The 23,619-nt window shown below is 67.8% G+C and carries 22 protein-coding genes and 2 tRNA genes; 16 read left to right on the top strand and 8 right to left on the bottom strand.

Features of this window, described 5'->3' with window-relative positions; all coding sequences use genetic code 11:
- On the top strand, window positions 1-510 hold the full coding sequence (gene ilvN / locus LQZ85_RS04190) for an acetolactate synthase small subunit (protein WP_056278631.1): 510 nt from the start codon (window positions 1-3) through the stop codon (window positions 508-510).
- A complete protein-coding gene (ilvC, locus tag LQZ85_RS04185) occupies window positions 398-1,585 on the top strand; it encodes a ketol-acid reductoisomerase (RefSeq protein ID WP_261987737.1) in 1,188 nt (395 codons plus the stop codon). Before ilvN ends, ilvC begins: the two co-directional genes overlap by 113 nt.
- A 67-nt stretch (window positions 1,586-1,652) precedes the next feature.
- On the opposite strand, the gene LQZ85_RS04180 is transcribed toward ilvC, so the two are convergent.
- Complete coding sequence (locus LQZ85_RS04180; protein WP_230100561.1) at window positions 1,653-2,582, bottom strand: hypothetical protein; 930 nt, start codon at window positions 2,580-2,582, stop codon at window positions 1,653-1,655.
- A 77-nt stretch (window positions 2,583-2,659) separates the two neighbouring features.
- On the opposite strand from LQZ85_RS04180, the gene LQZ85_RS04175 reads away from it, so the two are divergent.
- The 3 genes from LQZ85_RS04175 (at window position 2,660) to serA (ending at window position 5,247) form a co-directional block, all read left to right on the top strand.
- Window positions 2,660-3,181, top strand: coding sequence for a hypothetical protein (locus LQZ85_RS04175; protein WP_230100560.1), 522 nt, complete (start codon window positions 2,660-2,662; stop codon window positions 3,179-3,181).
- Window positions 3,178-3,528: a hypothetical protein gene (locus LQZ85_RS04170; protein ID WP_230100559.1), complete on the top strand. Its 351-nt coding sequence runs from the start codon at window positions 3,178-3,180 to the stop codon at window positions 3,526-3,528. Before LQZ85_RS04175 ends, LQZ85_RS04170 begins: the two co-directional genes overlap by 4 nt.
- Window positions 3,529-3,642: 114 nt before the next feature.
- Window positions 3,643-5,247 carry a phosphoglycerate dehydrogenase gene (gene serA, locus LQZ85_RS04165; protein WP_053095864.1) on the top strand — a complete coding sequence of 535 codons (1,605 nt, stop codon included), beginning with the start codon at window positions 3,643-3,645 and terminating at the stop codon, window positions 5,245-5,247.
- Window positions 5,248-5,319: 72 nt separating this feature from the next.
- On the opposite strand, the gene LQZ85_RS04160 is transcribed toward serA, so the two are convergent.
- Window positions 5,320-5,865: a TetR/AcrR family transcriptional regulator gene (locus LQZ85_RS04160; protein WP_053095865.1), complete on the bottom strand. Its 546-nt coding sequence runs from the start codon at window positions 5,863-5,865 to the stop codon at window positions 5,320-5,322.
- A gap of 112 nt (window positions 5,866-5,977) precedes the next feature.
- Between LQZ85_RS04160 and LQZ85_RS04155 the strand changes: the two genes are divergently transcribed.
- The 6 genes from LQZ85_RS04155 (at window position 5,978) to LQZ85_RS04130 (ending at window position 12,662) form a co-directional block, all read left to right on the top strand.
- Entirely contained in the window at window positions 5,978-7,513 is a 1,536-nt protein-coding gene (locus LQZ85_RS04155) for an MFS transporter (RefSeq protein ID WP_056278634.1), read from the top strand.
- Window positions 7,514-7,588: 75 nt separating this feature from the next.
- On the top strand, window positions 7,589-8,632 hold the full coding sequence (locus LQZ85_RS04150; RefSeq protein WP_053095867.1) for a 3-isopropylmalate dehydrogenase: 1,044 nt from the start codon (window positions 7,589-7,591) through the stop codon (window positions 8,630-8,632).
- A 60-nt stretch (window positions 8,633-8,692) separates the two neighbouring features.
- Complete coding sequence (locus LQZ85_RS04145; protein ID WP_056279045.1) at window positions 8,693-9,793, top strand: branched-chain amino acid aminotransferase; 1,101 nt, start codon at window positions 8,693-8,695, stop codon at window positions 9,791-9,793.
- A gap of 78 nt (window positions 9,794-9,871) precedes the next feature.
- Window positions 9,872-10,648, top strand: coding sequence for a fumarylacetoacetate hydrolase family protein (locus tag LQZ85_RS04140; RefSeq protein ID WP_056278635.1), 777 nt, complete (start codon window positions 9,872-9,874; stop codon window positions 10,646-10,648).
- On the top strand, window positions 10,645-11,901 hold the full coding sequence (locus LQZ85_RS04135) for an MFS transporter (RefSeq protein WP_056278636.1): 1,257 nt from the start codon (window positions 10,645-10,647) through the stop codon (window positions 11,899-11,901). The genes LQZ85_RS04140 and LQZ85_RS04135 overlap by 4 nt, the downstream gene beginning before the upstream one ends.
- Window positions 11,898-12,662 carry a class I SAM-dependent methyltransferase gene (locus LQZ85_RS04130; RefSeq protein ID WP_056278637.1) on the top strand — a complete coding sequence of 255 codons (765 nt, stop codon included), beginning with the start codon at window positions 11,898-11,900 and terminating at the stop codon, window positions 12,660-12,662. Before LQZ85_RS04135 ends, LQZ85_RS04130 begins: the two co-directional genes overlap by 4 nt.
- A gap of 86 nt (window positions 12,663-12,748) precedes the next feature.
- Here LQZ85_RS04130 and LQZ85_RS04125 read toward each other — a convergent pair whose 3' ends face one another.
- Window positions 12,749-13,993, bottom strand: a complete 1,245-nt coding sequence (locus LQZ85_RS04125; RefSeq protein WP_056278638.1) for an acyl-CoA dehydrogenase family protein — start codon at window positions 13,991-13,993, stop codon at window positions 12,749-12,751.
- A 173-nt stretch (window positions 13,994-14,166) separates the two neighbouring features.
- On the opposite strand from LQZ85_RS04125, the gene gltX reads away from it, so the two are divergent.
- Both gltX and LQZ85_RS04115 read left to right on the top strand, forming a co-directional pair.
- The gene (gltX, locus tag LQZ85_RS04120) at window positions 14,167-15,672 is read left to right on the top strand and encodes a glutamate--tRNA ligase (protein WP_056278639.1); all 1,506 of its coding nucleotides are present in this window, start codon (window positions 14,167-14,169) and stop codon (window positions 15,670-15,672) included.
- Window positions 15,673-15,821: 149 nt separating this feature from the next.
- Window positions 15,822-15,893, top strand: a tRNA-Gln gene (locus LQZ85_RS04115).
- Between the two features lie 52 nt (window positions 15,894-15,945).
- On the opposite strand, the gene LQZ85_RS04110 is transcribed toward LQZ85_RS04115, so the two are convergent.
- On the bottom strand, window positions 15,946-16,788 hold the full coding sequence (locus LQZ85_RS04110) for a hypothetical protein (protein ID WP_056278640.1): 843 nt from the start codon (window positions 16,786-16,788) through the stop codon (window positions 15,946-15,948).
- Between the two features lie 188 nt (window positions 16,789-16,976).
- Here LQZ85_RS04110 and LQZ85_RS04105 point away from each other — a divergent pair, with 188 nt between their 5' ends.
- On the top strand, window positions 16,977-17,942 hold the full coding sequence (locus LQZ85_RS04105) for a DNA topoisomerase IB (protein WP_056279046.1): 966 nt from the start codon (window positions 16,977-16,979) through the stop codon (window positions 17,940-17,942).
- 6 nt (window positions 17,943-17,948) lie between these two features.
- Here the strand turns inward: LQZ85_RS04105 and LQZ85_RS04100 are convergent, their stop codons facing one another.
- Both LQZ85_RS04100 and LQZ85_RS04095 read right to left on the bottom strand, forming a co-directional pair.
- Entirely contained in the window at window positions 17,949-18,806 is an 858-nt protein-coding gene (locus LQZ85_RS04100; protein WP_056278641.1) for a 3-hydroxyacyl-CoA dehydrogenase, read from the bottom strand.
- Between the two features lie 35 nt (window positions 18,807-18,841).
- Window positions 18,842-19,288: a MarR family winged helix-turn-helix transcriptional regulator gene (locus LQZ85_RS04095; RefSeq protein WP_056278642.1), complete on the bottom strand. Its 447-nt coding sequence runs from the start codon at window positions 19,286-19,288 to the stop codon at window positions 18,842-18,844.
- A gap of 82 nt (window positions 19,289-19,370) precedes the next feature.
- On the opposite strand from LQZ85_RS04095, the gene pepN reads away from it, so the two are divergent.
- Window positions 19,371-21,854 (top strand): aminopeptidase N, encoded by a 2,484-nt coding sequence (pepN, locus tag LQZ85_RS04090; RefSeq protein ID WP_056278643.1) that lies wholly within the window; start codon window positions 19,371-19,373, stop codon window positions 21,852-21,854.
- On the opposite strand, the gene LQZ85_RS04085 is transcribed toward pepN, so the two are convergent.
- Both LQZ85_RS04085 and LQZ85_RS04080 read right to left on the bottom strand, forming a co-directional pair.
- Window positions 21,851-22,729 (bottom strand): aminoglycoside phosphotransferase family protein, encoded by an 879-nt coding sequence (locus tag LQZ85_RS04085; protein ID WP_056278644.1) that lies wholly within the window; start codon window positions 22,727-22,729, stop codon window positions 21,851-21,853. The two genes, pepN and LQZ85_RS04085, sit on opposite strands and share 4 nt — an antisense overlap.
- A gap of 1 nt (window position 22,730) precedes the next feature.
- On the bottom strand, window positions 22,731-23,369 hold the full coding sequence (locus LQZ85_RS04080; RefSeq protein ID WP_053095878.1) for an MBL fold metallo-hydrolase: 639 nt from the start codon (window positions 23,367-23,369) through the stop codon (window positions 22,731-22,733).
- A 153-nt stretch (window positions 23,370-23,522) separates the two neighbouring features.
- Between LQZ85_RS04080 and LQZ85_RS04075 the strand changes: the two genes are divergently transcribed.
- Window positions 23,523-23,595, top strand: a tRNA-Glu gene (locus LQZ85_RS04075).
- Window positions 23,596-23,619 lie beyond the last annotated feature (24 nt).

Raw genomic sequence — 23,619 nt, 5'->3', positions numbered from 1 at the left:
ATGTCGACTCACGTGCTGAGCCTCCTCGTGGAGAACACCCCCGGCCTGCTGACCCGAGTCGCGGGACTGTTCGCACGCCGTGGCTTCAACATCGACTCTCTCGCGGTGGGCGTGACCGAGGTGCCTGGCATCTCGCGCATCACGGTCGTCGTCGACCTCGAGGATCTTCCTCTCGAGCAGGTGACCAAGCAGCTCAACAAGCTGATCAACGTCATCAAGATCGTCGAGCTCGACTTCCCGACCTCGGTGCAGCGCGAGCACATGCTCGTCAAGGTGCGCACCGACAACGCGACCAGGTCGAACGTCATCGAGGTGGCGAACCTGTTCCGCGCCTCTGTGGTGGACTACGCCTCCGACGCGCTGGTGATCGAGGTCACCGGTGACCGGGGCAAGGTCGATGCCATGCTCCGCGCCCTCGAGCCTTTCGGAATCAAGGAGATCGCGCAGTCGGGCCTCCTCGCCATCGGCCGCGGAGGCAAGAGCATCACCGAGCGCGTCCTGCGCGGCTGACCAGATTTCACACACGTACACGAACATCAATCAAGGAGAGAAACCAGTGAGCACCGAGATCTTCTACGACGCAGACGCCGATCTGTCGATCATCCAGGGCAAGAAGGTCGCGATCGTCGGCTACGGCTCGCAGGGTCACGCGCACGCGCAGAACCTTCGCGACTCGGGTGTCGAGGTCGCCATCGCCCTCAAGGAGGGGTCGAAGTCGGCGCCGAAGGCGGAAGAGGCCGGATTCGCGGTCAAGACCGTCGCCGACGCGACGCAGTGGGCCGACCTCATCATGATCCTCGCGCCGGACCAGCACCAGCGCACGATCTACAGCGAGTCGATCGCACCGAACCTCACCGAGGGCAAGACGCTCGCCTTCGCGCACGGCTTCAACATCCGCTTCGGCTACATCGATGCTCCTGAGGGCGTCGACGTGATCCTCGTCGCCCCGAAGGCTCCGGGTCACACGGTCCGTCGCGAGTTCGTCGCCGGCCGTGGAATCCCCGACATCATCGCCGTCGAGCGGGACGCATCGGGCAACGCGTGGGCCACGGCGCTCTCGTACGCGAAGGCCATCGGCGGCACCCGTGCCGGCGTCATCAAGACGACCTTCACCGAAGAGACCGAGACCGACCTGTTCGGCGAGCAGGCTGTGCTGTGCGGTGGCGTCAGCCACCTCGTGCAGGCCGGCTTCGAGACGCTCACCGAAGCGGGATACCAGCCGCAGATCGCGTACTTCGAGGTGCTGCACGAGCTGAAGCTCATCGTCGACCTCATGTGGGAGGGCGGCATCGCGAAGCAGCGTTGGTCGGTCTCCGACACTGCTGAGTACGGCGACTACGTCTCGGGTCCCCGCGTCGTGACCCCCGAGGTCAAGGAGTCGATGAAGGCGATCCTCGCGGACATCCAGAACGGCAACTTCGCGAAGCGCTTCATCGACGACCAGGACAACGGCGCCGAGGAGTTCCTGGCACTGCGTGCCAAGGAGGAGACGCACCCGATCGAGGCCACCGGCAAGGAGCTGCGTTCGCTCTTCGCATGGAAGCAGCAGGACGAAGACTACGTCGACGGCAGCGCTGCGCGCTGATCTGAGACGGTCGAAGAGAAGGGGCCCGGTGCGGATCGCACCGGGCCCCTTCTCGCGGTTCTGCGGGTCACTCCGCCGGAGCCTCCTCGACCTCGATCGGGGCGTCGGCGGGGTCGGCCCATACCGGCGCGGGCAGAAGAGTGTCGACCGCTCCGCCCTGGATCTCGCGCAACGCGTCCTCGATCTCGTCGGCGTTCTCGGGCACGGCGAGACCGCAGGTGCGCAGCTCGGAGGCGAACTTCAGCGTGAGGCGGCTCTTGCCGGCCTCCACGGCCTCAGCCGTGGTGCCGGTGCGCTTCTCGCTGCCGGTCTGGATGTCGGAGACCTCATCGCACACGTGGTAGACCGCACCGCCGTCGACCCACACGACCTCGTCCTTTCCGAGCATCAGGATGACCGCCGACTGGTCGGCCGTGTACTTCTCGACGGACGGCGGGTTGAAGTCGACACCGATCACCGTGGCGAGCAGGGCGAGGACCACGCCGACGATGCCGGCCGTCGTCTTCTGCCCCTTGCTCATGTCCTTGTTGAGGAAGATCAGGATCACCAGGGGGAGGAAGGCCACGATCGCGATGATCGCGCCGAGCTGGTTCTGCACGAAGAAGCGCACGGTCTCGGATCGGCGCGCGGGGTCGAGCCTGTTGGCCTTCTTCCAGAGCACCGAGCCGGTGATCGCGAGCGCGCCGATGACCACGAGCAGGACGAGAAGCGTGACGAACGCCCACTGCGGGAACTGCGCCGTGACGCCCTGCTCCTCCAGGAGGCCCGTGTCGGGGTCGCGCACGAGCGTGCCGTCCTCGCCGACGTACTCACGCTGGCGGAGCAGCCAGAAGATCGACACCGCCTCGGCCGCGATGGCGAGACCCCACAGGACCGCGGCGATCCAGCGGAAGGTCGTCGCCCGCGACTTCGCCGCGGCTGTCGGCTTCCATCCCGCGGCGGGCTCGTCGGCTCCGCTCGGTGTGCTCTGGTCGACCCTGTCGTTCTGCTCGGCCACTGGCTTCCCTTCCGGAGAGGGCCGCGGTGGCCCAGATGCCCCCGAGCATAGTGGACGACGTGTCCTACGCTGGGGACATGACTTCCGACTCCGACGATGCCCTGAGCTGGGACGGCGACGACGGCGTCGCGCCGAAGGCGCGCACTCCGAAGCGCCCTGAGAGCGAGGCGTCCACCCAGCGGGATCACGCCGATGATGCGGCGCTGCCGGACGGCTGGAACGCCGTCGGCCGCGGCAGCGAGGCCGTCGGTCGCGTCGAGACCGACGGCACCGTCACGATGCCGGACGAGCAGGAATCAGCACACCTGAGCACCGCGATGCTGCTGACCCTCGGGGTCGTCGGCGGCGTGTACCTCCTGTACAGCATCGGATGGGTCGTCGGAGGGATGCGGCTGAAGCCGCTGGCCAATCTGATCGTGGCCGATGCCATGTACGTGCCGTGGTTCGTGCTCGCGGTCGCGGCGCCCGCGCTCTGGTTCCTCGCGGTGTGGGTCTTGACCCGTGCGAAGGCGACGTGGATCCGGGTCGGACTGCTGCTGCTCGGAGTGGTGCTGCTCGTGCCCTGGCCTTTCGTGACGGTGGGGGTGATCGGATCATGACCGAGCAGTCGACCTCTCCGGCGACCTCCGCCTCCCCGCGGTGGCTCAATGCACTCGTGCTCGGAGTCGCAGGACTCTTCTACGCCTATGCGATCTGGAATGCCGTCGCTCATCTCGTCTCCATGGCCCAGAGCGGACTCACCGGCATCGGCTGGGTGACCCTTCTCTTCGGAGTGGTGTTCCCGGCGCTCGTCTTCGTGTTCGCGTACGTGATCGGGCGACGGCGACGCGCGGGCGAGCTCGCTCTGGTGCTGCTGGCGGGTCTCGGCGTCGTGGCGGTGTTCTGGCTGAGCGTGATCGGCTACAGCATCCTCAACATGTCCGATCTCGTGACCGTCGCTCTCTGACAGACGGCGTCACACGGCACGGAGCAGCGGAGCCGCTCGGGTACAGTTGAAGTGATCGCGCCCCCACGGTGTGCGGCGCATCGGCCCCCTGTCGCGCTGCCCCGAAGGATCCCTGTGCCGAAGCCCGTCGTGCTCATCGCTGAAGTTCTCTCTCCCGCCACGATCGAGGCCCTCGGCCCCGACTTCGACGTTCGCAACGTCGACGGCACCGACCGCGAAGCGCTGTTCGCCTCGCTCGCGGATGCCGATGCGGTGCTCATCCGTTCGGCGACGCACATCGACGAAGAGGCGCTCACCCACGCTCCGAAGCTCAAGGTCGTCGCCCGCGCGGGCGTCGGGCTCGACAACGTCGACATCAAGGCAGCCACCGCCGCGGGTGTCATGGTGGTCAACGCGCCGACCTCGAACATCGTCTCGGCCGCCGAGCTGACGGTCGGCCACATCCTCAGCCTCGCCCGTCGCATCCCCGCCGCACACGCATCGCTCGCGGCCGGTCAGTGGAAGCGCAGCTCGTTCACGGGAGCCGAGCTCTTCGAGAAGACGGTCGGCATCGTCGGCCTCGGCCGCATCGGAGCTCTCGTCGCCGCGCGCCTCGCCGCGTTCGACATGCGCGTCGTCGCTTACGACCCCTACGTCACCTCGGCCCGCGCGCAGCAGCTCGGTGTGCAGCTCCTCTCGCTCGACGAGCTCGTCGCAGAGGCGGACTTCCTCACGATCCACATGCCGAAGACGCCGGAGACGACCGGCATGATCGGTGCCGAGCAGTTCACGGCCATGAAGCCCACGGCCTTCGTCGTCAACGTCGCCCGCGGTGGCCTCATCGACGAGGAAGCGCTGCACGCGGCCCTCGTCGCCGGTGAGATCGCGGGTGCGGGTCTCGACGTCTTCACCTCCGAGCCCCCGGCCGAGGGCGGAACTGCTCGTCCGCTGCTCGACCTCCCGAACGTCGTCGTCACTCCGCACCTGGGTGCCAGCACGGAGGAGGCGCAGGAGAAGGCCGGAGTCTCGGTCGCGCGTTCCGTGCGCCTCGCGCTCGGCGGCGACCTCGTTCCCGATGCGGTCAACGTGGCCGGGGGAGTCATCGACCCGTATGTGCGCCCCGGCATCTCGCTCGTCGAGAAGCTCGGCCAGATCTTCGCGGCTCTCGCGACGTCGCCTCTCACGAGCCTCGATGTCGAGGTGCACGGCGAGCTGAACGACTACGACGTGAGCGTGCTGAAGCTCGCCGCGCTCAAGGGCGTCTTCACGAACATCGTCAGCGAGACCGTGTCGTACGTCAACGCACCGCTGCTCGCCGACCAGCGCGGTATCGCGGTCCGTCTGCTCAAGGACGACGTGAGCGACGAGTACCGCAACGTCATCACTCTGGCTGGAGCGCTCTCGGACGGCACGCAGCTGTCGGTGTCGGGCACCCTCACGGGCCCCAAGCAGGCCGAGAAGCTGGTCGCCATCAATGACCACGCCCTCGAGCTGCCGATCGAGAAGCACCACGTCGTGATGCTCTACACCGACCGTCCCGGCATCGTCGCGGTCTACGGTCAGAAGTTCGGCGAGGCCGGTATCAACATCGCAGGCATGCAGATCTCGCGCCTGGGGGCGGGCGATCAGGCGCTCAGCGTTCTCACCCTCGACTCGCCGGTCTCGGACGATCTGCTCGACGACCTGCGCAACGAGATCGACGCGGACCTGTTCCGTCAGATCGAGATCACCGAGGTCTGATCGCAGGGGAGACTCCGACAGAGCGGGAGGAGCGGCCGGGAGGTCGCTCCTCCCGCTCTGTCGTTCCCGGCCTCAGGGAGCGGTGGCGCGCAGCACGAGCGCGATCAGGTCGGACAGCTCGTCACTTCTCGGCACCAGGCGTTCGGGACCGTGCACATCGAGCGAGTTGTTGAAATACAGACCGTCGCTGAGCAGCATCACGAGATCGAGGCTCGCGGCATCCCGCACATGAGGACGGATCGTGTCCTCCCAGCGGTCGCGGTTGCGTCGCAGCGCGTCGGCAGCGGGTGCCGAGCCGCCTTGGGCCAGGCGGGTGGCGGCGATGAGGACGCGGTCCAGCGCGTCGTCCTCCATCACGGAGGTGCGCACGTAGTACGCGACGGGGCCCTCTTCGGCCGAGGTCATCCGCTCGAGATCCAGAGTGGTGAGCGCATCGAGGCGCTCGATGAGGCCCGCTGCCAGCTCGTCCTTCGAGCCGAAGTGATAGAGGAGGCCGCCCTTCGACACGCCGGCGGCCTTCGCTGTCGCATCCAAAGTGGCCGCCCGCTCACCGTCTTCGATGACGATCGATTCGAAGGCGTCCAGGACGCGTTCGCGGGCGAGGGGAGGTCGGGGCATCGGGGATCCTCTGTTCGTCTCGATTCACAGTAGCGCGGCCGTATGACGATTCTGTTACTATACCATCTGGACGGTTTAGTAACGATACCGTCGTGATCCTGAGAGGTGTTCCATGACCCGTACTGCGTCGATCCCGACGACAGAGACGGATGCTCCCCGCGTCGGCGCCCGTGGCTGGGCGGCACTCGTCGTCCTCATGCTGCCGGTGCTCCTGGTGTCGGTGGACAACACGGTGCTGAGCTTCGCACTGCCCGAGATCTCCATCGCGCTCGCGCCCACCGGAGCGGAGCAGCTGTGGATCATCGATGTGTATCCGCTCGTGCTCGCCGGGCTGCTCGTGACCATGGGCACACTCGGAGACCGCTTCGGGCGTCGTCGGATGCTGCTGATCGGCGCGACCGGCTTCGCGGCCGTGTCGGCACTCGCTGCGTTCGCCCCCACGGCAGGTCTTCTCATCGCCGCGCGAGCGATGCTCGGCTTCTTCGGTGCGATGCTGATGCCGTCGACCCTCTCGCTGCTGCGCTCGATCTTCACGAACCGCGATCAGCGGCGACTCGCCATCGCGGTCTGGGCGTCGGCGTTCTCCGCGGGCTCGGCCCTCGGCCCGATCGTCGGCGGCTTCCTGCTCGAGCACTTCGACTGGGGCTCGGTCTTCCTGATCGCCGTGCCCGTGCTGATCCCGCTCCTCATCGCGGCGCCGCTGCTCGTTCCCGAAAGCCGCGACCCGCACCCCGGACGCATCGACATCGTCAGCATCATGCTCTCGATGGCAGCGATGATCCCGGTCGTCTACGCGATCAAGTCGCTCGCCGTCGACGGCCCCAGCCTCACTGCGGGGGCGTGGGCGCTGCTCGGCATCGTGATGGGGTATCTCTTCGTGCGGCGTCAGCTCGCTGCCGAGGTCCCGATGCTCGACATGCAGCTGTTCCGCCGGGGCTCCTTCTCGGGGGCGATCCTCGTGAACCTCCTGAGCGTCGTGGCGCTCGTGGGCTTCCTCTACTTCGTGTCGCAGCACCTGCAGCTCGTCCTCGGTCTCTCGCCGATGACGGCCGGCGCAGCGCTCGTGCCCGGAATGGCCGCGATGATCGTCGCCGGCCTCTCGGTCGTGCCGATCTCACGGCGAGTGCCACCGCACGTGCTCGTGCCCGCCGGTCTCGCGTTCTCTGTGGCCGGCTACCTCCTGGTCGCGTTCACGACGGCGGATCACGGCGTCGCTCCGCTGATCATCGCCTTCGTGGTGCTGGGCATCGGCATCGGGGCGGCGGAGACGATCTCGAATGAGCTGATCCTGTCCAGTGCTCCGGCCGAGAAGGCGGGCGCGGCCAGCGCCGTCTCCGAGACCGCCTACGAGCTGGGAGCGGTGCTCGGCACCGCCGTCCTCGGCGGCCTGATCACCGCGTTCTACCGCGGGGCGCTGGTGATTCCCTCCGGCATCCCAGCGGAGGCGGCGCACGCCGCGACGGAGACGCTGGCCGGCGCCTACACTGCCGCGAAGGATCTGCCCGCGCAGCTCGGAGACGCGCTGTGGGATGCGGCTGCCGCCGCCTTCGGATCGGGTGTCCTGGTGACCTCGCTGATCGGCGCGGGCCTGGTGATCGTGGCCGGGGTGATCGCCGCCGTCACACTGCGCAAGGCGCCCTCGCACTGACCAGTACGCTGGGAGGACCGGCCCGCTCGGCATGCATCCGAGCGTCGGCCGGTCCATCCCGATGCAAGGAGTGTCATGTCGCGTGTCGTGAAGCTGGCCGTCATCCCCGGTGACGGAATCGGCCCAGAGGTCGTCGCCGAGGCCGAGAAGGTCCTCGACGCGGTCACCGCATCGAGCGATGTGACGTTCGACAAGACGCGCTTCTCGCTCGGCGCCGCCCGTTTCCTCGAGACGGGCGACACTCTCACCGACGATGATCTGCAGTCGATCTCCGAACACGACGCGATCCTGCTCGGCGCGGTCGGCGGCACGCCAGGAGACCCTCGCCTGAAGGACGCGAACATCGAGCGCGGCCTGCTGCTGAAACTCCGCTTCACGCTGGATCATTACGTCAATCTGCGTCCGTCCAAGCTCTTCGCCGGTGCCTCGGGTCCGCTCGCGAACCCCGGCGAGATCGACTTCGTCGTCGTCCGCGAGGGCACTGAGGGGCCGTACGTCGGCAACGGCGGCGCGATCCGCAAGGGCACACCGCACGAGGTCGCCAACGAGACGTCCGTGAACACGGCATTCGGCGTCGAGCGGGTCGTGCGATACGCGTTCGATCTCGCCGAACGTCGCAGCAAGAAGATCACCCTCGTGCACAAGACGAACGTGCTCGTGCACGCCGGCGCCATCTGGCAGCGCGTCGTCGACGAGGTCGCGTCCGAGCATCCCGACGTGTCCGTCGACTACCTGCACGTCGATGCCGCGACGATCTTCCTCGTCACTGATCCCTCGCGCTTCGACGTGATCGTCACCGACAACCTCTTCGGCGACATCCTCACCGATCTCGCAGGCGCTGTCACCGGCGGCATCGGACTCGCCGCATCGGGCAACATCAACCCCGACGGCACCTTCCCGTCGATGTTCGAGCCGGTGCACGGCTCGGCTCCCGACATCGCGGGGCAGCAGAAGGCCGACCCCACCGCGGCGATCCTGTCGGTCGCGCTGCTGCTCGACCACCTCGGACTCGGAGCGGAGGCCGCTCGAGTGAGTGCCGCCGTCGAATCCGACATCGCGACCCGCACGGGTGCGCGCACGACCGCGGAGATCGGCTCCGCGATCGCTGCTCTGCTCTGACCGACAGGCGTAGGCTGAGACGGCGCGAGGATGCGCGCCGCATGAGGAATGGATGACGAGATGACGACCATCGACGCCGAGACCACCGTGGCTCCGCTGGAGTTCGCTGTGACCAAGAACCTGACCGCCGCGACGCCCGGTCGGGTCGCCGAGGTTCACGAGAACCCGGGGTTCGGTGTCGTGTTCACCGACCACATGGTCGACATCTGCTGGTCCGTCAAGGGCGGATGGCACCGACCGCGCGTGCAGCCCTACGGACCCATCCCGCTCGACCCGGCCGCGTCCGTGCTGCACTACGCCCAGGAGATCTTCGAGGGCATCAAGGCCTATCGTCACGCCGACGGCTCGATCCACACGTTCCGCCCCGACCGCAACGCGGCACGACTGCAGGCCAGCGCGCGTCGACTCGCGCTCCCGGAGCTGCCCACCGAGTACTTCATCCAGTCGCTGCGCGAGATCATCGCGGTCGACGGTCGCTGGGTTCCCTCAGGTGCCGACCAGAGCCTGTACCTGCGTCCGTTCATGTTCGCCAAGGAGGCCTTCCTCGGTGTTCGCGCGGCTCAGAAGGTCGCGTACTACGTGATCGCCAGCCCAGCCGGAGCGTACTTCACCGGGGGAGTGAAGCCCGTGCGAATCTGGCTCTCCGAGGACTACGCCCGTGCCGGCAAGGGCGGCACCGGCAAGGCGAAGACCGGCGGCAACTACGCCTCGAGCCTGCTCGCGCAGAGTGAGGCGAGCGCGAAGGGCTGCGACCAGGTCGTGTTCCTCAACGAGCAGCGCAACGTCGAGGAGCTCGGCGGCATGAACGTCGTGTTCGTCTTCAAAGACGGCCGCGTCGTGACGCCCGAGTCCGACAGCATCCTCGAGGGGATCACACGCGATTCGCTGTTGCAGCTCGCCGAAGACCGCGGCTACGCGGTCGAGAAGCGTCCGATCTCCATCGACGAGTGGCGCGAGGGTGTGGCCTCAGGCGACATCGTCGAGGTCTTCGCCTGCGGCACCGCCGCCGTCGTGACTCCCATCGGTGCTCTCGTCGGCGAGGGCTTCGATGAGCCGCAGCCGCTCGGCGAACTCGCCCTGTCGCTGCGCGAAGAGCTCACCGACATCCAGTACGGCCGCCGTGAGGACAAGCACGGCTGGCTTCTGCGGCTCGACGTCTGAGCCTTCGTACTCTCGAGACCCCGCTGCGCTTCCGTGCAGCGGGGTCTCGTCGTGCAGCACGCTGGATAGGCTGGTGGCATGAAGATCGCCCGATTCAGCCATGACGACGCCATCCTCTTCGGGATCGTCGATGACACCGACCTCGTCGTCCTCTCGGGCGATCCGCTCTTCGCGGGCTACGAGCCCACGGGTGACCGGGTGCCGATCGCAGACGCGGTGATCCTCGCTCCGGTGATCCCGCGCTCCAAGATCGTCTGCGTCGGCAAGAACTACCACGATCACGCCGCCGAGATGGGGGGAGTCGCCCCCGAGGAGCCGCTGCTGTTCCTCAAGCCCAACACCGCCGTCATCGGCCCGGGAGACGCCATCGTGCGCCCCTCGATCTCGGAGCAGACAGAGTACGAGGGTGAGCTCGCTGTCGTGATCGGTAGGGTCGCGAAGAACGTGAAGGCCGCGGATGCCCTCGATCACGTGCTCGGCTACACGATCGCCAACGACGTCACCGCGCGTGACCTCCAGCGCAAGGACGGTCAGTGGGCTCGGGCGAAGGGCTTCGACACCTTCTGCCCTCTCGGCCCGACCATCAGCACCGACTTCGACCCCTCGGTCGCGACGATCGAGACCCGCATCAACGGCGAGGTGCGGCAGAAGGCCCCGCTCACCGACATGATCCACTCGGTCGAGGCGATCATCGAGCATGCCTCGGCGGCCTTCACGCTGCTCCCCGGCGACGTCATCCTCACGGGTACGCCGGCAGGTGTGGGGGAGTTCGTCGCCGGGGACACCGTCGAGGTCGAGATCACCGGACTGGGTATCCTGCGCAACACCGTGCACGACGCCGTGCGCGCGTCATGACGGTCGTCGCCCTCACGGCTGCTCAGCAGGCGGCGGTGCAGCGGCGAGCCGTGCTGGTTCTCTCCACAGGGCAGGTGCTGGGCGGGATCGCCTTCGGGGCGACGGTGTCTCTCGGCGCTCTGCTTGCGGCCGACATCTCGGGCAGCGACGCCCTCTCGGGGCTCGCGACGGCGTCGGTCACCCTCGGGGCCGCGCTGTGCGCCATCCCGCTCGCGCGCCTGGCTGCCAAGATGGGCCGACGCCGAGCCCTCACCTTGGGAAATCTTTTCGCACTCGTCGGCATCGCGGTGGTGATCCTCGCGGCGTCGGTGCGGGTGTTCCCGCTGCTGCTCGTCGGCATCCTGATGATCGGCGCCGGCAATGCGGGCAATCTGCAGTCGCGGTTCGCCGCGACCGACCTCGCCGCACCACAGCATCGCGGAAGGGATCTCTCGATCGTGGTCTGGGCGACCACCATCGGCGGTGTCGCTGGGCCGTTGCTGCTGGGGCCGGGGGAGATCGTCGGGGCGGCGATCGGCATGCCGCCACAGACCGGTTCCTACGCCTTCTCGTTCGTCGCTCAGTGCGTCGCGCTCGTCCTGTACCTCGTGGCGCTCCGCCCCGACCCGCTTCTGGCAGCGCAGCGGCTCGCCTCGGCGGCCGCGAAGGCGACGGGCGCCGTCGTCGCCGACCGACCTGTGGTCGCGCGCTACGCGATGTTCGCGGTGGCCGGTTCGCACGTGGTGATGGCCTCCGTCATGGCGATGACCCCTGTCCACCTCGCCCACATGGCGCACGGTGCTCACGGCATGGCGCCCACCCCGGCCGATGTCTCGGCTCTCGTGGGCATCACGATCGCCCTGCACGTCGGAGGCATGTACGCGCTGTCGCCCGTCTTCGGCATCCTCGCCGACAGATGGGGCCGGCTGCGCGTGGTTCTGCTGGGGCAGATCCTTCTCGGCGGGGCGCTCGCGTTCGCCGTCTTCGCGAACGATCGGGAGTGGGGCGTGATCGTCGCTCTCATCCTGCTGGGACTCGGATGGAGCGCGGCGACGGTGGCAGGGGCCGCGCTGCTGACCGAGTCGAGTGCCCCCGAGATCCGCACGCGCAGGCAGGGCCGCAGCGATTCGCTGATGAGCCTCTCGGCCGCAGCAGGCGCTGTGCTCGCGGGTGTGGTGCTCGCGAACTTCCAGTACGCAGGGCTCGGGATCGCGGCATCGGTGATCGTCATCGCCATCGTCGCGCTGTCGCCGCTCGGCCGCTCGCGCGGATGAAGGACTGGGCGGGCACCGGGCGCGCATACGCCGACTCCTACGCGTCGCTCTGCGTCGGGACCGCGGAGGCCCTGCTCGGAGCGTTCGGAACCCATGGGGAGCGGACGCTGCTCGACGTGGGGTCGGGCACGGGAATGCTCACGGCCGCATTCACCGATGCCGGCTGGGATGCGACCGGATGCGAGCCCGAGCCGACGATGCGAGACGTCGCGCTGCGCGAGCATCCCGCGATTCCGGTGCACGACGGAACGCTGCCTGACCTGCCTTTCGAGGACGGCCAGTTCGACGTCGTCGTGGCGAACTTCGTGCTGAACCACGTCGCCGACCCCCGAGCATCCGCGGCGGAGCTCCTCCGCGTCTCCGCAGATCTGGTGTCGGCGACGATCTGGACGAACTCGCCCACCTGGCTCTGGCGGGAGGTGTGCGAGCGTGCGGCACTCATTCCTGCGACGGGGGAGCGACTGCCGCCGGAGAAGGACTTCGAGCGCACCGTCGACGGCTTCGCGAGGATGCTCGACGACGCGGGCTGGCCGCGCCCGCAGGTGTCTGAGATCACCTGGACGTGGTCGGCCGATGCGACTGCGCTGTGGGCGTCCGCCGAGGGAGGCGTCGGGGGAGCCGGTCAGTTCTACCGTGCGCTCGACGACACCGATCGGCGCTCGTTCCGCGCGGCCTTCGAGCTCGTGTGCGCCGAGCGGTCGATCGCCGGACGCCTGCCGCTGGCGCACTCTGCGGCGGTCGCCGTCGCGCCGCGAGGCTGAGACCGCCCAGGGCAGAATGCCCAGGGTTCCTCGGTGCCGCGACCGCCTCCGTGGACGCGGCACCGAGGAGCATCTGCATCGAGCGATCAGGTGTACCAGGTCGGCTCAGGCACCTCATTGCGCAGCACGTAGTCGCCGACCTCCCGCTTCTTGTACGCGATCGGGTCGTGCAGACTGTGCGTGCGCAGGTTGCGCCAGAAGATGTCGAGGCCGACCGAGTTGGCCGAGGCCCTGGCGCCGGTGAGCTCGTAGATCTTCGTGGCGACCTCCAGGCCGTCGTCGACGATGCGCAGCTTCCCCGCCGCGATGCGCACGGCGATCTCGCCACGTCGACGTGCAGCGAGTTCTTCGCGCGGGGCGTGCAGCACCGCACTGATCTCGGCGCCCACGGCATCGAGCAGCGCTTCGTCGGCCCACAGCTTCGATGCCAGCTCGCCATAGCCTTCGAGCAGATACCACTCGTCTGTCGCGTGCTGCTTGTCATCGCCGCCGTACGGCCACGGGCGGGTCACAGATCGCGTGTAGGCGGATGCCGTCTGGAGGGCACCCTGTGCGATGCCGAGGTAGAAGTTCGCGAAGGCGAGCTGGATGGTCGGCACGTTCAGAGTGTTGTAGGTCAAGGGGCGGAACACCCGGTCGACGAAGCCGGCTGCCGCCGACCAGGGGACTCGGACGTCGCGGATCTCGACCGAGCCCGATTCGGTGAGTCGCTGCCCCAGGTTGTCCCAGTCGTCTCCGAAGACGATCCCCTCCTGAGCCGTGGGGACGATCGCGAAGATGTGCGTCTCGGTGCCTTCGAGGACGCCTTCGAGGACGGTCAGGTCCGAGATCTGGCCGCCCGTCGAGAAGGACTTGCGCCCGGAGAACACGAGATCATCGCCGTCTTCGCGGATCACCAAGTCGGAGTCGCGCGGGTTGACCGCGCCGCCGAAGACGAAGTCGTTCGCGGTGTACAGCTCCTCGACCGCGGCGATCTGCTCTTCGGTTCCGACGAGACGGGCCGCCCACGCCCAGAGGTAGTGATACCCGAGGACCTGTCCGATCGACCCGTCGCCGCGGGCCACCGCCCTGATCACCTTGTAGGCGGTGTCCCAGCTCTCACCGGCGCCGCCGTGGGCGCGAGGGCCGAGCAGGGTGACCAGCCCCGAGTCCTTGAGCAGCTGGACCTCGGCCCGAGGGGTCGCATTCGCGCGGTCCCGCTCGACGGCATCCACCGCGAGGATGTCGGCCACCTCCTCGGCGCGGTCGATCCACTCGAGGCTGGTCTGAGGTCTTGGCGTGCCGCGCCAGCGATCGCTGAGGCCTGTCGTCACTGCATCCGTGATTGTCATGTTGTCACCCTTCCGGTTGGTCGATGCGGCAACGATAGGAGCGCGTCGGCGTCGAATGCGGGTTGTTACCCAGGGTGAGGGACTGTTACCCACGGTGACCCCTCCTGAGCGGCCCGCGACCGCTGGCGATCGGGGAGGTCGAGACGCCACCCGGCAACTAGAATCGAGGGGATATGGCTACCCCGCACCCCCTCACCACGACCGCCAGCGGCTCCGACGTACGCGTCCGCTTCTGCCCCTCGCCCACCGGACTGCCGCACGTCGGCATGGTCCGCACGGCCCTCTTCAACTGGGCGTACGCCCGCCACAACGGCGGGAAGATGGTGTTCCGCATCGAGGACACCGACGCCGCGCGCGACAGTGAGGAGAGCTTCCGCCAGCTCGTCGACGCTCTGACCTGGCTCAAGATCGACTGGGATGAGGGCGTCGAGGTCGGTGGGCCGCATGCCCCGTACCGCCAGTCCGAGCGTCACGACATCTATCGCGGCGTGATCGACAAGCTCCTCGCCTCCGGCGCCCTGTACGAGAGCTTCTCCACGGCGGAGGAGATCGACGCCCGCAACGAGGCGGCCGGACGCGCGAAGCAGCTCGGCTACGACAATCACGACCGGGATCTCACGACCGAGCAGAAGGACGCCTTCCGCGCGGAGGGTCGTCAGCCGGCACTCCGACTGCGCGTGCCTGACGAGGACCTCACCTACGTCGATCTGATCCGCGGTGAGGTGACCTTCCCCGCCGGTTCCTTCCCGGACTTCGTGGTGGTGCGTCCGAACGGGATCCCGCTCTACACGTTCGTGAATCCCGTCGACGACGCGCTCATGGGCATCACGCACGTTCTGCGCGGCGAAGACCTGATGCCCTCCACGGCTCGTCAGCTCGCGCTGTACGCGGCCCTGATCGACGCCGGCGTCACCACGTTCGTCCCGCGGTTCGCTCACATGCCGCTCGTGCTCGGCGAGACGGGTAACAAGAAGCTCTCCAAGCGCGACCCTCAGGCGGATCTTTTCCTGCACAGGGATCGCGGATTCATCCACGAGGGTCTCCTGAACTATCTGGCGCTGCTCGGCTGGTCCATCGGTCACGACCGCGATGTCTTCACGCTCGAGGAGTTCACCGAGGCGTTCGACATCGTGGACGTCAACCCGAACCCGGCTCGGTTCGACCAGAAGAAGGCCGAGTCGATCAACGGCGACCACATCCGCAAGCTCGACGAGAAGGACTTCGCCGAGAGGACGATCCCGTACCTCGCGGCCGCCGGCCTCTTCGACGAGCCGACTCACGAAGAGCTCGTGCTCGCCTTCCGGGTCGCCCCGCTCGTGCAGGAGCGCGTGCAGCTGCTCGGCGACGTGCCCGGCATGGTCGGCTTCCTCTTCTCCGACGACGTCTCGTATGACGCCGACGCGCTCAAGGGGCTCCCTGCGAACGCCGGCGAGGTTCTCGACGCGTGCGTGGTGGCTCTCGAGCCGGTGACCGACTTCACCCCCGAGAAGATTCAGGAGGCTCTCGCAGCGGCGCTCGTCGAGAGCCTCGAGCTCAAGCCGCGTGTCGCCTACGGTCCTCCGCGTGTCGCGATCACGGGGCGCCGCATCTCGCCGCCGCTGTTCGAATCCATGGAGCTCCTGGGCAAGGACGAGTCGCTGCGACGGCTCCGGTTGCTGTCGGAGTTCCTGGCCGGCTGAGACGGCCTGGTCGACGAGGGAGAGTCGCCGATGAGTGCTCTCCCTCGTCATCCCCGCCCGCGACGCGCCCGGACGAACGGCGGCGTTTTGGCATTAGGGCCGCGGCTCGGGTAAGCTTGACTCTCGGTGCGAGACTCCGGTTTCGCCCTTGGGGTATGGTGTAATTGGCAACACGGCGGTTTCTGGTTCCGTTGTTCTTGGTTCGAGTCCAGGTACCCCAGCAAGACAAAAACCCCCGCTCAGGCGGGGGTTTTGTCGTTACTGGATGCGTGCCTACTCGCACTCTCCGATGAACCCGAGGTAGCACACCGCTTCGTGCGTGACGGCCGGCTCGTAGTCGTCGTTCGACACCTGACGTGTATCGATCTCAGGCGTCCGGTGAAGGCTGCCATAGCTGCCGAGCGTGGCCACGAAGTAGCCGTCGCCGTCCTGCGCCTTCATCTCGTCTATCGCCGCGATGTACTCGGCGCACAGGCGGGTCGCGCTCTCGGTGAGCTCGACATCGACGCAGGCTGCCGTGTAGGTCGCGACCATGAGGTTCGTGCAGTCCGTCCAGTCCTGGTTCACGCTGCAGGGGTTCACGTCGTCCATCGTGACGTCGTAGCGCCCGGTCTCGTACTCCTCGCTGCGGAAGGTCTCCGGCTGCTCGGGTACATCGGTCTTGGTCCAGTGTCGCGCCGTGGCGAAGGCGAAGATCACGACGATCGCGGCGATGAGAAGGAGCGCGCCCACGATCGAGAGCGCCACCCAGAGACCGACACGCCTCTTCTGACCCGGAGGGCCGTCGGGCGCGGCCGTGTATCCCGGGTACACCGGCGGGCCTGCTGGCGCCGGGGCCTGCGTGGCGTACACGGGCGCCGTGTCGTATGCGGGAGGAGGTGCGTCGTACGCCGGAGGAGGTGCGTCGTACGCCGGAGGAGGTGCGTCGTATGCGGGGCCCGTGGGCGGCGGGGGAGCGGTCGGCTGGGTCGACACCCAGTAGGCGTACCAGCTCTGAGCGGACGCGGTGTCGTCGGCCACCTGGCGGGCTTCGAGGTCGGTGAGCTGCAACCCGAGTGGGGCGCGCAGATCTGCACGGGTCAGGGACGCACGGAACTCCTCGAATGACATCGCCATAGTCACGAGGATGGCAGACCATCGGGTACCCGGACAATCCGATCGGCGCGATGCCGCTGCCGACGGAGCATGCCGTCCGGAGGAAGATATCGCCTAGCAGAGCGCGCCCGTGTCGCGCCATGCCCTTCACTGCCGTCGCCGGGCCGGGCATCGTGATCGCAGATGCCCGACGCGGCATGACAGGGAGGATGCCAATGGCACTCACGAGAGTCGTCCCCGGCGAGACGCCAGGAATTCGACGCGTGCGGTCGGGCTCCGGCTTCCGGTACGTCGATGCCGGCAACACGCCCGTGGCCGAGGCCGATCGAGAGCGCATCCGGGACCTCGCGATACCTCCCGCGTGGAAAGACGTGTGGATCGCCGCCGACCCCCTCGCTCACATTCAGGCGGTCGGCACAGACGACGCGGGCAGACGTCAGTATCTCTACCATCCCCTCTGGCGCACCGGCAGAGATCAGCGCAAGTTCGCCCGGGCGCTCAAACTGGCCGAGGCGCTGCCCGCCGCCAGGGCGAAGGTCACCCGTGCCATCGGTGAACCGGGACTGACACGTGAACGCGCCCTCGCCGTCTCCTTCCGGCTGCTGGACGACGCTGCACTGCGCATCGGCTCGGAGCGCTACCTGGTGAAACACGGCAGTCGCGGCCTGAGCACGCTTCGGCGACGGGACGTGCGGATCGACGGGAGTACGGTCGCGCTCAGCTTCCCGGCGAAGAGCAAGCAGCTCGCCTCGATCGAGATCACCGATGCGCCGCTCGCCGAGGCGCTGTCGGAGTTCGCCGTCGGTTCGCCGAAGGCTCCGCTGCTCGCCTATCGCAAGGGCCGTCGCCGGGTGCGCCTCACCTCGAGCGAGGTCAACGACTATCTACGGCAGGTGGCGGGATCGTCGTTCACCGCGAAGGACTTCCGCACGCTGCACGGTACGATCCTCGCGGCGGACGCGCTCGCGCGGATCGGCCGACTCGAGACGAAGACCGATCGACGGCGCGCCGAGCGCCTCGCTGTGCAGGCCACGGCGTCGGCGCTCGGCAACACTCTCGCGGTCGCCCGAGGGAGCTATATCGATCCGCGGGTCTTCCGGCTCTACGCGCGCGGCCGCACTCTCGACCTGTCGGTGTCGCCGGAGACTGCCATCCGCAAGCTCCTCGGGCGGTGAGGGGCGTCAGCTCTCGCGAGGGTAGGTGTAGAACCCCTCGCCCGTCGCGACCCCCAGCTTGCCGTGGTCGATGTACTGCTCCTTGAGCAGGTCTGCGAAGCGCTGCTGCTTCTCGCCGCCCATGCGCGAGATGTTGTAGGCGGTCGTCAGACCGACGATGTCGTAGATCTCGAAGGGGCCTGCCGGCGCGCCCGTGCCGATCCGCCAGGTCGCGTCGATGTCCGCGGGCTCGGCGATGCCGTCGACGAGCAGCTCGGCCCCGGCCTGGAGGAAGGGCACGAGCAGCGAGTTCAGCAGGTAGCCCGCCTTCTCCTTCTTGATCTGGATGGGGACCATCCCGATCTGCGTCGCGAACTCGACGACCGTCTCGTAGACGGTGGGGTCGGTTGCGGGGGTTCCCATGACCTCGGCGGTGTTGTGCGACCAGATCTCGTTCGCGAAGTGGAGGGCGAGGAACCGGTCGGGGCGACCCGTCGATTCCGCGAGCGCGCTCGGCAGGAGGGTCGAGGAGTTGGTCGCGAAGATCGTGGTCGCCGGTGCGGCGTCGGCGAGGGTCCGGTAGATGCTCTGCTTGAGTTCGAGGCTCTCGGGCACCGCCTCGATGATGAGGTCAGCCGCAGCGGCTGCATCCGCGAGGTCGGAGGTGAGCCGGATGCGGTCGATCGCGGCTTTCGCGCCGCCGTCAGCGGCATTCTCCACGCCGTCTGCGATGTAGCGCGAGGCGAGACCCTCGAGTCGTTCGGCCGCGCGATCGAGCGCGGACTGATCGATGTCGTATGCGACGACGTCGAAACCGTGGAAGGCGGTCTGGAACGCGATCTGCGATCCGAGCACGCCGGTGCCGAGAACAGTGATGTTCTTCATTTCTCTTCTTCCTCTGGTGGCCTTGTGGGCCGTGGTCAGGCTTGTTCGTCGCCGCTGTCGAAACGCCGGAGATCATGCGCGAAGCGCTGCACCTCGTCATCCGTCCACTGCGCGAGATGGGCGTCGATGACGTCCTGCAGCGATCGCAGTGTGCCGCGGAATGCCTCTTCGCCCTCGGCGGTCAGCTCGAGCGGTCGGCCGCGTCCGGAGTTCGAAGGGGCCTCCTGCACGAGGCCGAGAGACATGAGTGCGGACAGCTGACGTGAAACGGTCGAGCGGTTCAGTCGGAACATCCGCGCGATGTCCGTCGACCGGATCCCGGGCTGGTCGGCGATCGCCATGACGATGGACTGGTCGGTCATCGAGAGCGTCGGCTCTCCCGCGCGGGCGTCGACCAGGCCGCGCCGCGTGATGGCGACGAGCGACTTCAGGACGGCGGCGCTGTCGGTTCGGCGTTCGTCTGACCCAGTCTCATGTTGCATAGCGCAACTCTACGCTCCTCTGTTGCGTGAGGCAACGTACGTAGGTTCGGCAGGGCGGGAACGCGGATGAAAGGATGGAGGCATGGACACAGCCAATCTCTCCCGAGAGGAGACCGCGGCGCGATCCGCCGCCGTCTCCGTGCGCAGCATCCGCGTAGAACTCGACCTCACGGGTGCGCCGGAGCGGGCACGCAGCGGGTTCTCCACGACCACGACCCTGGATTTCACCGCGACGGCGGACTCGACCTGGGTGGACTTCATCGGAGAGAGCGTCGAGAGGGTCGTCGTCAACGGCGTCGACCGCGATGTCGTCTACGACGGGTCGCGCATCGAGCTGAGCGGCCTCGGGACCGAGAACGTCGTCCGTGTCGAAGCTGTCGCGAGCTACAGCCGATCCGGCGAAGGCCTGCACCGGTTCCACGACCCGGTCGACGACCGCACCTACCTCTACACGCAGTACGAGCCCGCCGACGCGCGACGGGTGATGGCCTGCTTCGAGCAGCCCGACATCAAGGCGCCCTACACGTTCGTGATCGATGCTCCGGCGGGTTGGCAGGTGCTGTCGAACCAGGCGGCGGTGCACGTCGACGCCGGCGTCGGCGTGCAACGTGTCGAGTTCGCTCCTACGCTTCCGATCTCCAGTTACATCACGTCCATCGCGGCGGGACCCTACGCTCGAGTCGACGGCGAGTGGCAGCGCGACGATCAGCGCATCGCGCTGGGCCTGTTCGCGCGACAGTCCCTCGCGCAGTACCTGGAGTCGGACGAGATCCTCGAGATCACCCGCCAGGGTCTCGATTTCTTCACCGACGCGTTCGCCTACCCCTATCCCTGGGGCAAGTACGACCAGATCTTCGTGCCCGAATACAACCTCGGCGCGATGGAGAACCCCGGCCTCGTGACATTCACAGAGTCCTACCTGTCGCGAGGGGCCGCCACGGATGCCCAGCGTGCCGCTCGCGCGAACACGATCCTGCATGAGATGGCGCACATGTGGTTCGGCGACCTGGTCACGATGAAGTGGTGGGACGACCTGTGGCTCAAGGAGTCGTTCGCCGACTACATGGGTTCGCACGCCTCGGCGGTGGCGACGCGCTTCCACGACGCCTGGGTGAAATTCGCTGCGAACCGCAAAGCGTGGGCGTACCAGCAGGACCAGTTGCCCACGACGCACCCGATCGTCGCGGACATCCCCGATCTCGAGGCGGCGAAGCTGAACTTCGACGGCATCACCTACGCCAAGGGTGCCGCCGTGCTCAAGCAGCTCGTCGCGTTCGTCGGCGACGAGGCGTTCTTCGAGGGCGCGCGGCGGTACTTCGCGGCGAACGCCTTCGGCAACACGACCCTCGACGACTTCCTCGTGCAGTTGAGTGCGGTCTCCGGGCGGGACATGACCGATTGGTCGCGTGCCTGGTTGCAGACCACCGGGGTCTCGACGCTGTGGGTGGAGCGGGATGCCGACGGCGGCGCCGCCGTCATGCAGAGCGACCCTCGGCCGCACCGCCTGCGCATCGGTCTCTACGATCGTGTCGACGGGAGGGTCGTCCGTCGCGATCAGATCGCGCTCGACATCGACGACGAGCGGACACCGGTCGTCATCCCGGCTGCGGATCTCGTGCTCCTCAATGATGACGACCTCACCTATGCCAAGGTGCGTCTCGATGACGCCTCTCTGGCGACGGTGCGGGAATCACTGTCTTCGCTCGACGATCCTCTCGCCAGGGCTGTCATCTGGTCATCGCTCTGGAACGCCACCCGCGACGGCGAGCTCGCGGTCGCTCGGTACGCCGAGATCGTTCGTGCCCACGCTCCGCGGGAGTCGAACATCGGCCTTCTCGCCGGCATCCTCGCGAATACGCTCTTCGCGATCCGCAACTACGCGAGCGATGACGCGCGACAGCGTGAGTTGACAGCATGGGTCGAGACCGCGTGGACTGCGCTCCAGGCATCCGATGCCGGCAGCGATGCACAGCTCTCCTGGGCGCGTGCGCTCGCATCGGCATCAGCTTTCGACGACGTGCGTGCAGACGACATCCGCGCGATCCTGCATGGCGATGCCCCCGACGGGCTCACGATCGACCCGGATCTGCGGTGGCAGCTCCTCACCGCCCTCGTCACCACGGGACACGCGGATGCCGATGCGGTGGCCGCGGAGCTGGAGTCCGACGACACGGGCAGCGGACGCACCGCTGCCCGCAGGGCCCTGGCCTCGCGTCCCGAACCGGACGTCCGGGCTGCCGCCTGGGACGCGGCGTGGAACGACGGATCGCTCAGCAACGATCATCTCGACGCGGTGATCGGCGGGTTCCGAGCCGGAGGACGCCGCGATCTCATCGAGAGGTTCGATGCCGAGTACTTCGGGCGGATCGGCGATGCGTGGGCGACACGGAGCATCGAGCTGGCGCAACGCCTCGTGGTCGGACTCTTCCCCGCCTCGCCCACACTCGATGCCGTGGATGCGTGGCTCGCGGACAACGACACGGCGCCCGCCGCTCTGCGCCGAATCGTCATCGAACAGCGCGACCACCTGGCTCGAGCTCTGCGCGTTCGAGCCGCGCAGAGCTAGTCCTCTTCGAGCGCGTCGGCCGTGCTCACTCCGACGGCGAAGTACTCGGGCCTGTCATCGCTCTGAGTCATCAGGACGAGGGCGATGTACGCCGCCCAGCCTCTCGCGCGGGTCCAGGTGGCGTCGTCGTAACGCTCCCTCGTCGCTCGCCGGAATGCCTCTCGGCCGCAGGCGTCGAAGAGCATCCAGGCCGAGGCGAGGTCGTAGGCGGGGTCGCCGACCGTGACATCGCCGAAGTCGATGAGCGCGGTGAGCGTGCCGTCGGCGACGAGCACGTTGCCCGGGTGCAGATCGCCATGGATCCAGACCTGCTCCGATGCGGGCGGCGCTGCGAGTGCCGCGGCCCAGGCGTCGCGCAGTGCCGTCCGGCGGTCGAACGCGTCCAGACGTGGCCGAATGGCGGCGTCTCGAGTGGACAGGGCGCGTCCGCGCACCGGGTTGCGGGGAGCATCGACCGGCGCGGCGACGTGCAGCGCGCGCAGGGCGTCCGCGAGTCGGGGCGCCCAGGTCGCGTTGTCCGGGCGGGAGGACGCGAGCGCCGTCGTTCCGGGGATCCAGGGCAGAACGGACCAGGGTCGCGGAAAGTGCGCGCTCGGCTCGCCCACGATCACGGGGACGGGCGCACGGATGCCGACGGCGGCGAGAGCCGGGCCGATCGTGCGCAGGGCACGCTGCTCGTGGGTGATGAGCGGCACCGAGAGATCGCGTCGAGGCAGTCGCACGGCGAGTTCGGAGCCGAGGCGCCACATCGAGTTGTCCCAGCCGTCGGCGAACAGCCTCAGCGGAAGCTCGGCGAGGGCGGGGTCCGTGCTTCGGAGGAGATCTCGTACGCCGCCCTCGTCGAGCGAGTACTCGGCAGAGGGGGAGTCCGCCACGTCAGATGTCGAGCGAGTCGCCCGGTTCGAGTATCGAGAACTCGCCGCCGCCCTGCTCGGTCGCCCACTGCAGCCGCTGCCGGTGCATCGTCTTGCCCGCGACGGACAGCGTCATGTCGTGAGTGCCGAACGCCCGCCGTGGTTTCACGGCCAGGACGTAGTCCATGGCCTCGCCGATCTTCAGCCACGGCGCGCCGAGCGGTGCCGCGAGAGTGCCGACCTCGACGCCCTCGGGGATCGCGTACGAGTCGCCCGGATAGTAGAAGACATCGTTGATCAGCACGCCGACGTTCTCGACCACCGGCAGTGACGAGTGGATCACCTCATGCGTGCCGCCGAAGAAGCGGAGCGTGAACGCACCGACCTCCACCGTCTCGCCCGGAGCGACCACGGAGATGTCATAGCCGTCGGCCGCGCGCGCGACGCCCGCCGGGGCGTAGATCGGGGTGCCGGGGGCTGCGCGCAGGATCCGATCCAGGTGCTCGGGGGTCCAATGGTCGGGGTGCTCGTGAGTGATCACGACAGCGACGAGACCCGAGAGATCGTTCAGGGGAGAGGTGAACGAGCCCGGGTCGAGGAGAAGGACGTCATCGCCCTGCTGGATGCGAAGAGCGGCATGTTCGAATTTGGTGACGCGCATGAGATGAGTCAACTCCTTCAGGGGCGCCGTGGCAAACCCCTCGGCAGGTGCGCCACGCCCGGGATCTGAAGACCGCCCCGCTCGATTTGGCGACGTGAGAATCGTCGTGGCATACTTGAACAGTTGTCGCGGCACGGAAACGTTCCGCCAGACGGCCCCATCGTATAGCGGCCTAGTACGCTGCCCTCTCACGGCGGTAACGCGGGTTCGAATCCCGCTGGGGTCACAACAAGCGAAAGCCCTCGGTTCT

Origin of the sequence: Microbacterium sp. Bi98 (genome assembly GCF_918698045.1) — a bacterium.
Lineage (GTDB): Bacteria > Actinomycetota > Actinomycetes > Actinomycetales > Microbacteriaceae > Microbacterium.
The sequence above is the reverse complement of the archived record's forward strand: the minus strand, read 5'-3'. Positions and strand labels throughout refer to the sequence as shown.

What these genes read in the sequence shown, in the direction of transcription:
- ilvN (WP_056278631.1), top strand. Translation starts at nt 1, where the DNA reads ATGTCGACTCACGTGCTGAGCCTCCTCGTGGAGAACACCCCCGGCCTG.
- ilvC (WP_261987737.1), top strand. Translation starts at nt 398, where the DNA reads ATGCCATGCTCCGCGCCCTCGAGCCTTTCGGAATCAAGGAGATCGCGC.
- LQZ85_RS04175 (WP_230100560.1), top strand. Translation starts at nt 2,660, where the DNA reads ATGACTTCCGACTCCGACGATGCCCTGAGCTGGGACGGCGACGACGGC.
- LQZ85_RS04170 (WP_230100559.1), top strand. Translation starts at nt 3,178, where the DNA reads ATGACCGAGCAGTCGACCTCTCCGGCGACCTCCGCCTCCCCGCGGTGG.
- LQZ85_RS04160 (WP_053095865.1), bottom strand. Translation starts at nt 5,865, where the DNA reads ATGCCCCGACCTCCCCTCGCCCGCGAACGCGTCCTGGACGCCTTCGAA.
- LQZ85_RS04155 (WP_056278634.1), top strand. Translation starts at nt 5,978, where the DNA reads ATGACCCGTACTGCGTCGATCCCGACGACAGAGACGGATGCTCCCCGC.
- LQZ85_RS04150 (WP_053095867.1), top strand. Translation starts at nt 7,589, where the DNA reads ATGTCGCGTGTCGTGAAGCTGGCCGTCATCCCCGGTGACGGAATCGGC.
- LQZ85_RS04145 (WP_056279045.1), top strand. Translation starts at nt 8,693, where the DNA reads ATGACGACCATCGACGCCGAGACCACCGTGGCTCCGCTGGAGTTCGCT.
- LQZ85_RS04140 (WP_056278635.1), top strand. Translation starts at nt 9,872, where the DNA reads ATGAAGATCGCCCGATTCAGCCATGACGACGCCATCCTCTTCGGGATC.
- LQZ85_RS04135 (WP_056278636.1), top strand. Translation starts at nt 10,645, where the DNA reads ATGACGGTCGTCGCCCTCACGGCTGCTCAGCAGGCGGCGGTGCAGCGG.
- LQZ85_RS04130 (WP_056278637.1), top strand. Translation starts at nt 11,898, where the DNA reads ATGAAGGACTGGGCGGGCACCGGGCGCGCATACGCCGACTCCTACGCG.
- LQZ85_RS04125 (WP_056278638.1), bottom strand. Translation starts at nt 13,993, where the DNA reads ATGACAATCACGGATGCAGTGACGACAGGCCTCAGCGATCGCTGGCGC.
- gltX (WP_056278639.1), top strand. Translation starts at nt 14,167, where the DNA reads ATGGCTACCCCGCACCCCCTCACCACGACCGCCAGCGGCTCCGACGTA.
- LQZ85_RS04110 (WP_056278640.1), bottom strand. Translation starts at nt 16,788, where the DNA reads ATGGCGATGTCATTCGAGGAGTTCCGTGCGTCCCTGACCCGTGCAGAT.
- LQZ85_RS04105 (WP_056279046.1), top strand. Translation starts at nt 16,977, where the DNA reads ATGCCAATGGCACTCACGAGAGTCGTCCCCGGCGAGACGCCAGGAATT.
- LQZ85_RS04100 (WP_056278641.1), bottom strand. Translation starts at nt 18,806, where the DNA reads ATGAAGAACATCACTGTTCTCGGCACCGGCGTGCTCGGATCGCAGATC.
- LQZ85_RS04095 (WP_056278642.1), bottom strand. Translation starts at nt 19,288, where the DNA reads ATGCAACATGAGACTGGGTCAGACGAACGCCGAACCGACAGCGCCGCC.
- pepN (WP_056278643.1), top strand. Translation starts at nt 19,371, where the DNA reads ATGGACACAGCCAATCTCTCCCGAGAGGAGACCGCGGCGCGATCCGCC.
- LQZ85_RS04080 (WP_053095878.1), bottom strand. Translation starts at nt 23,369, where the DNA reads ATGCGCGTCACCAAATTCGAACATGCCGCTCTTCGCATCCAGCAGGGC.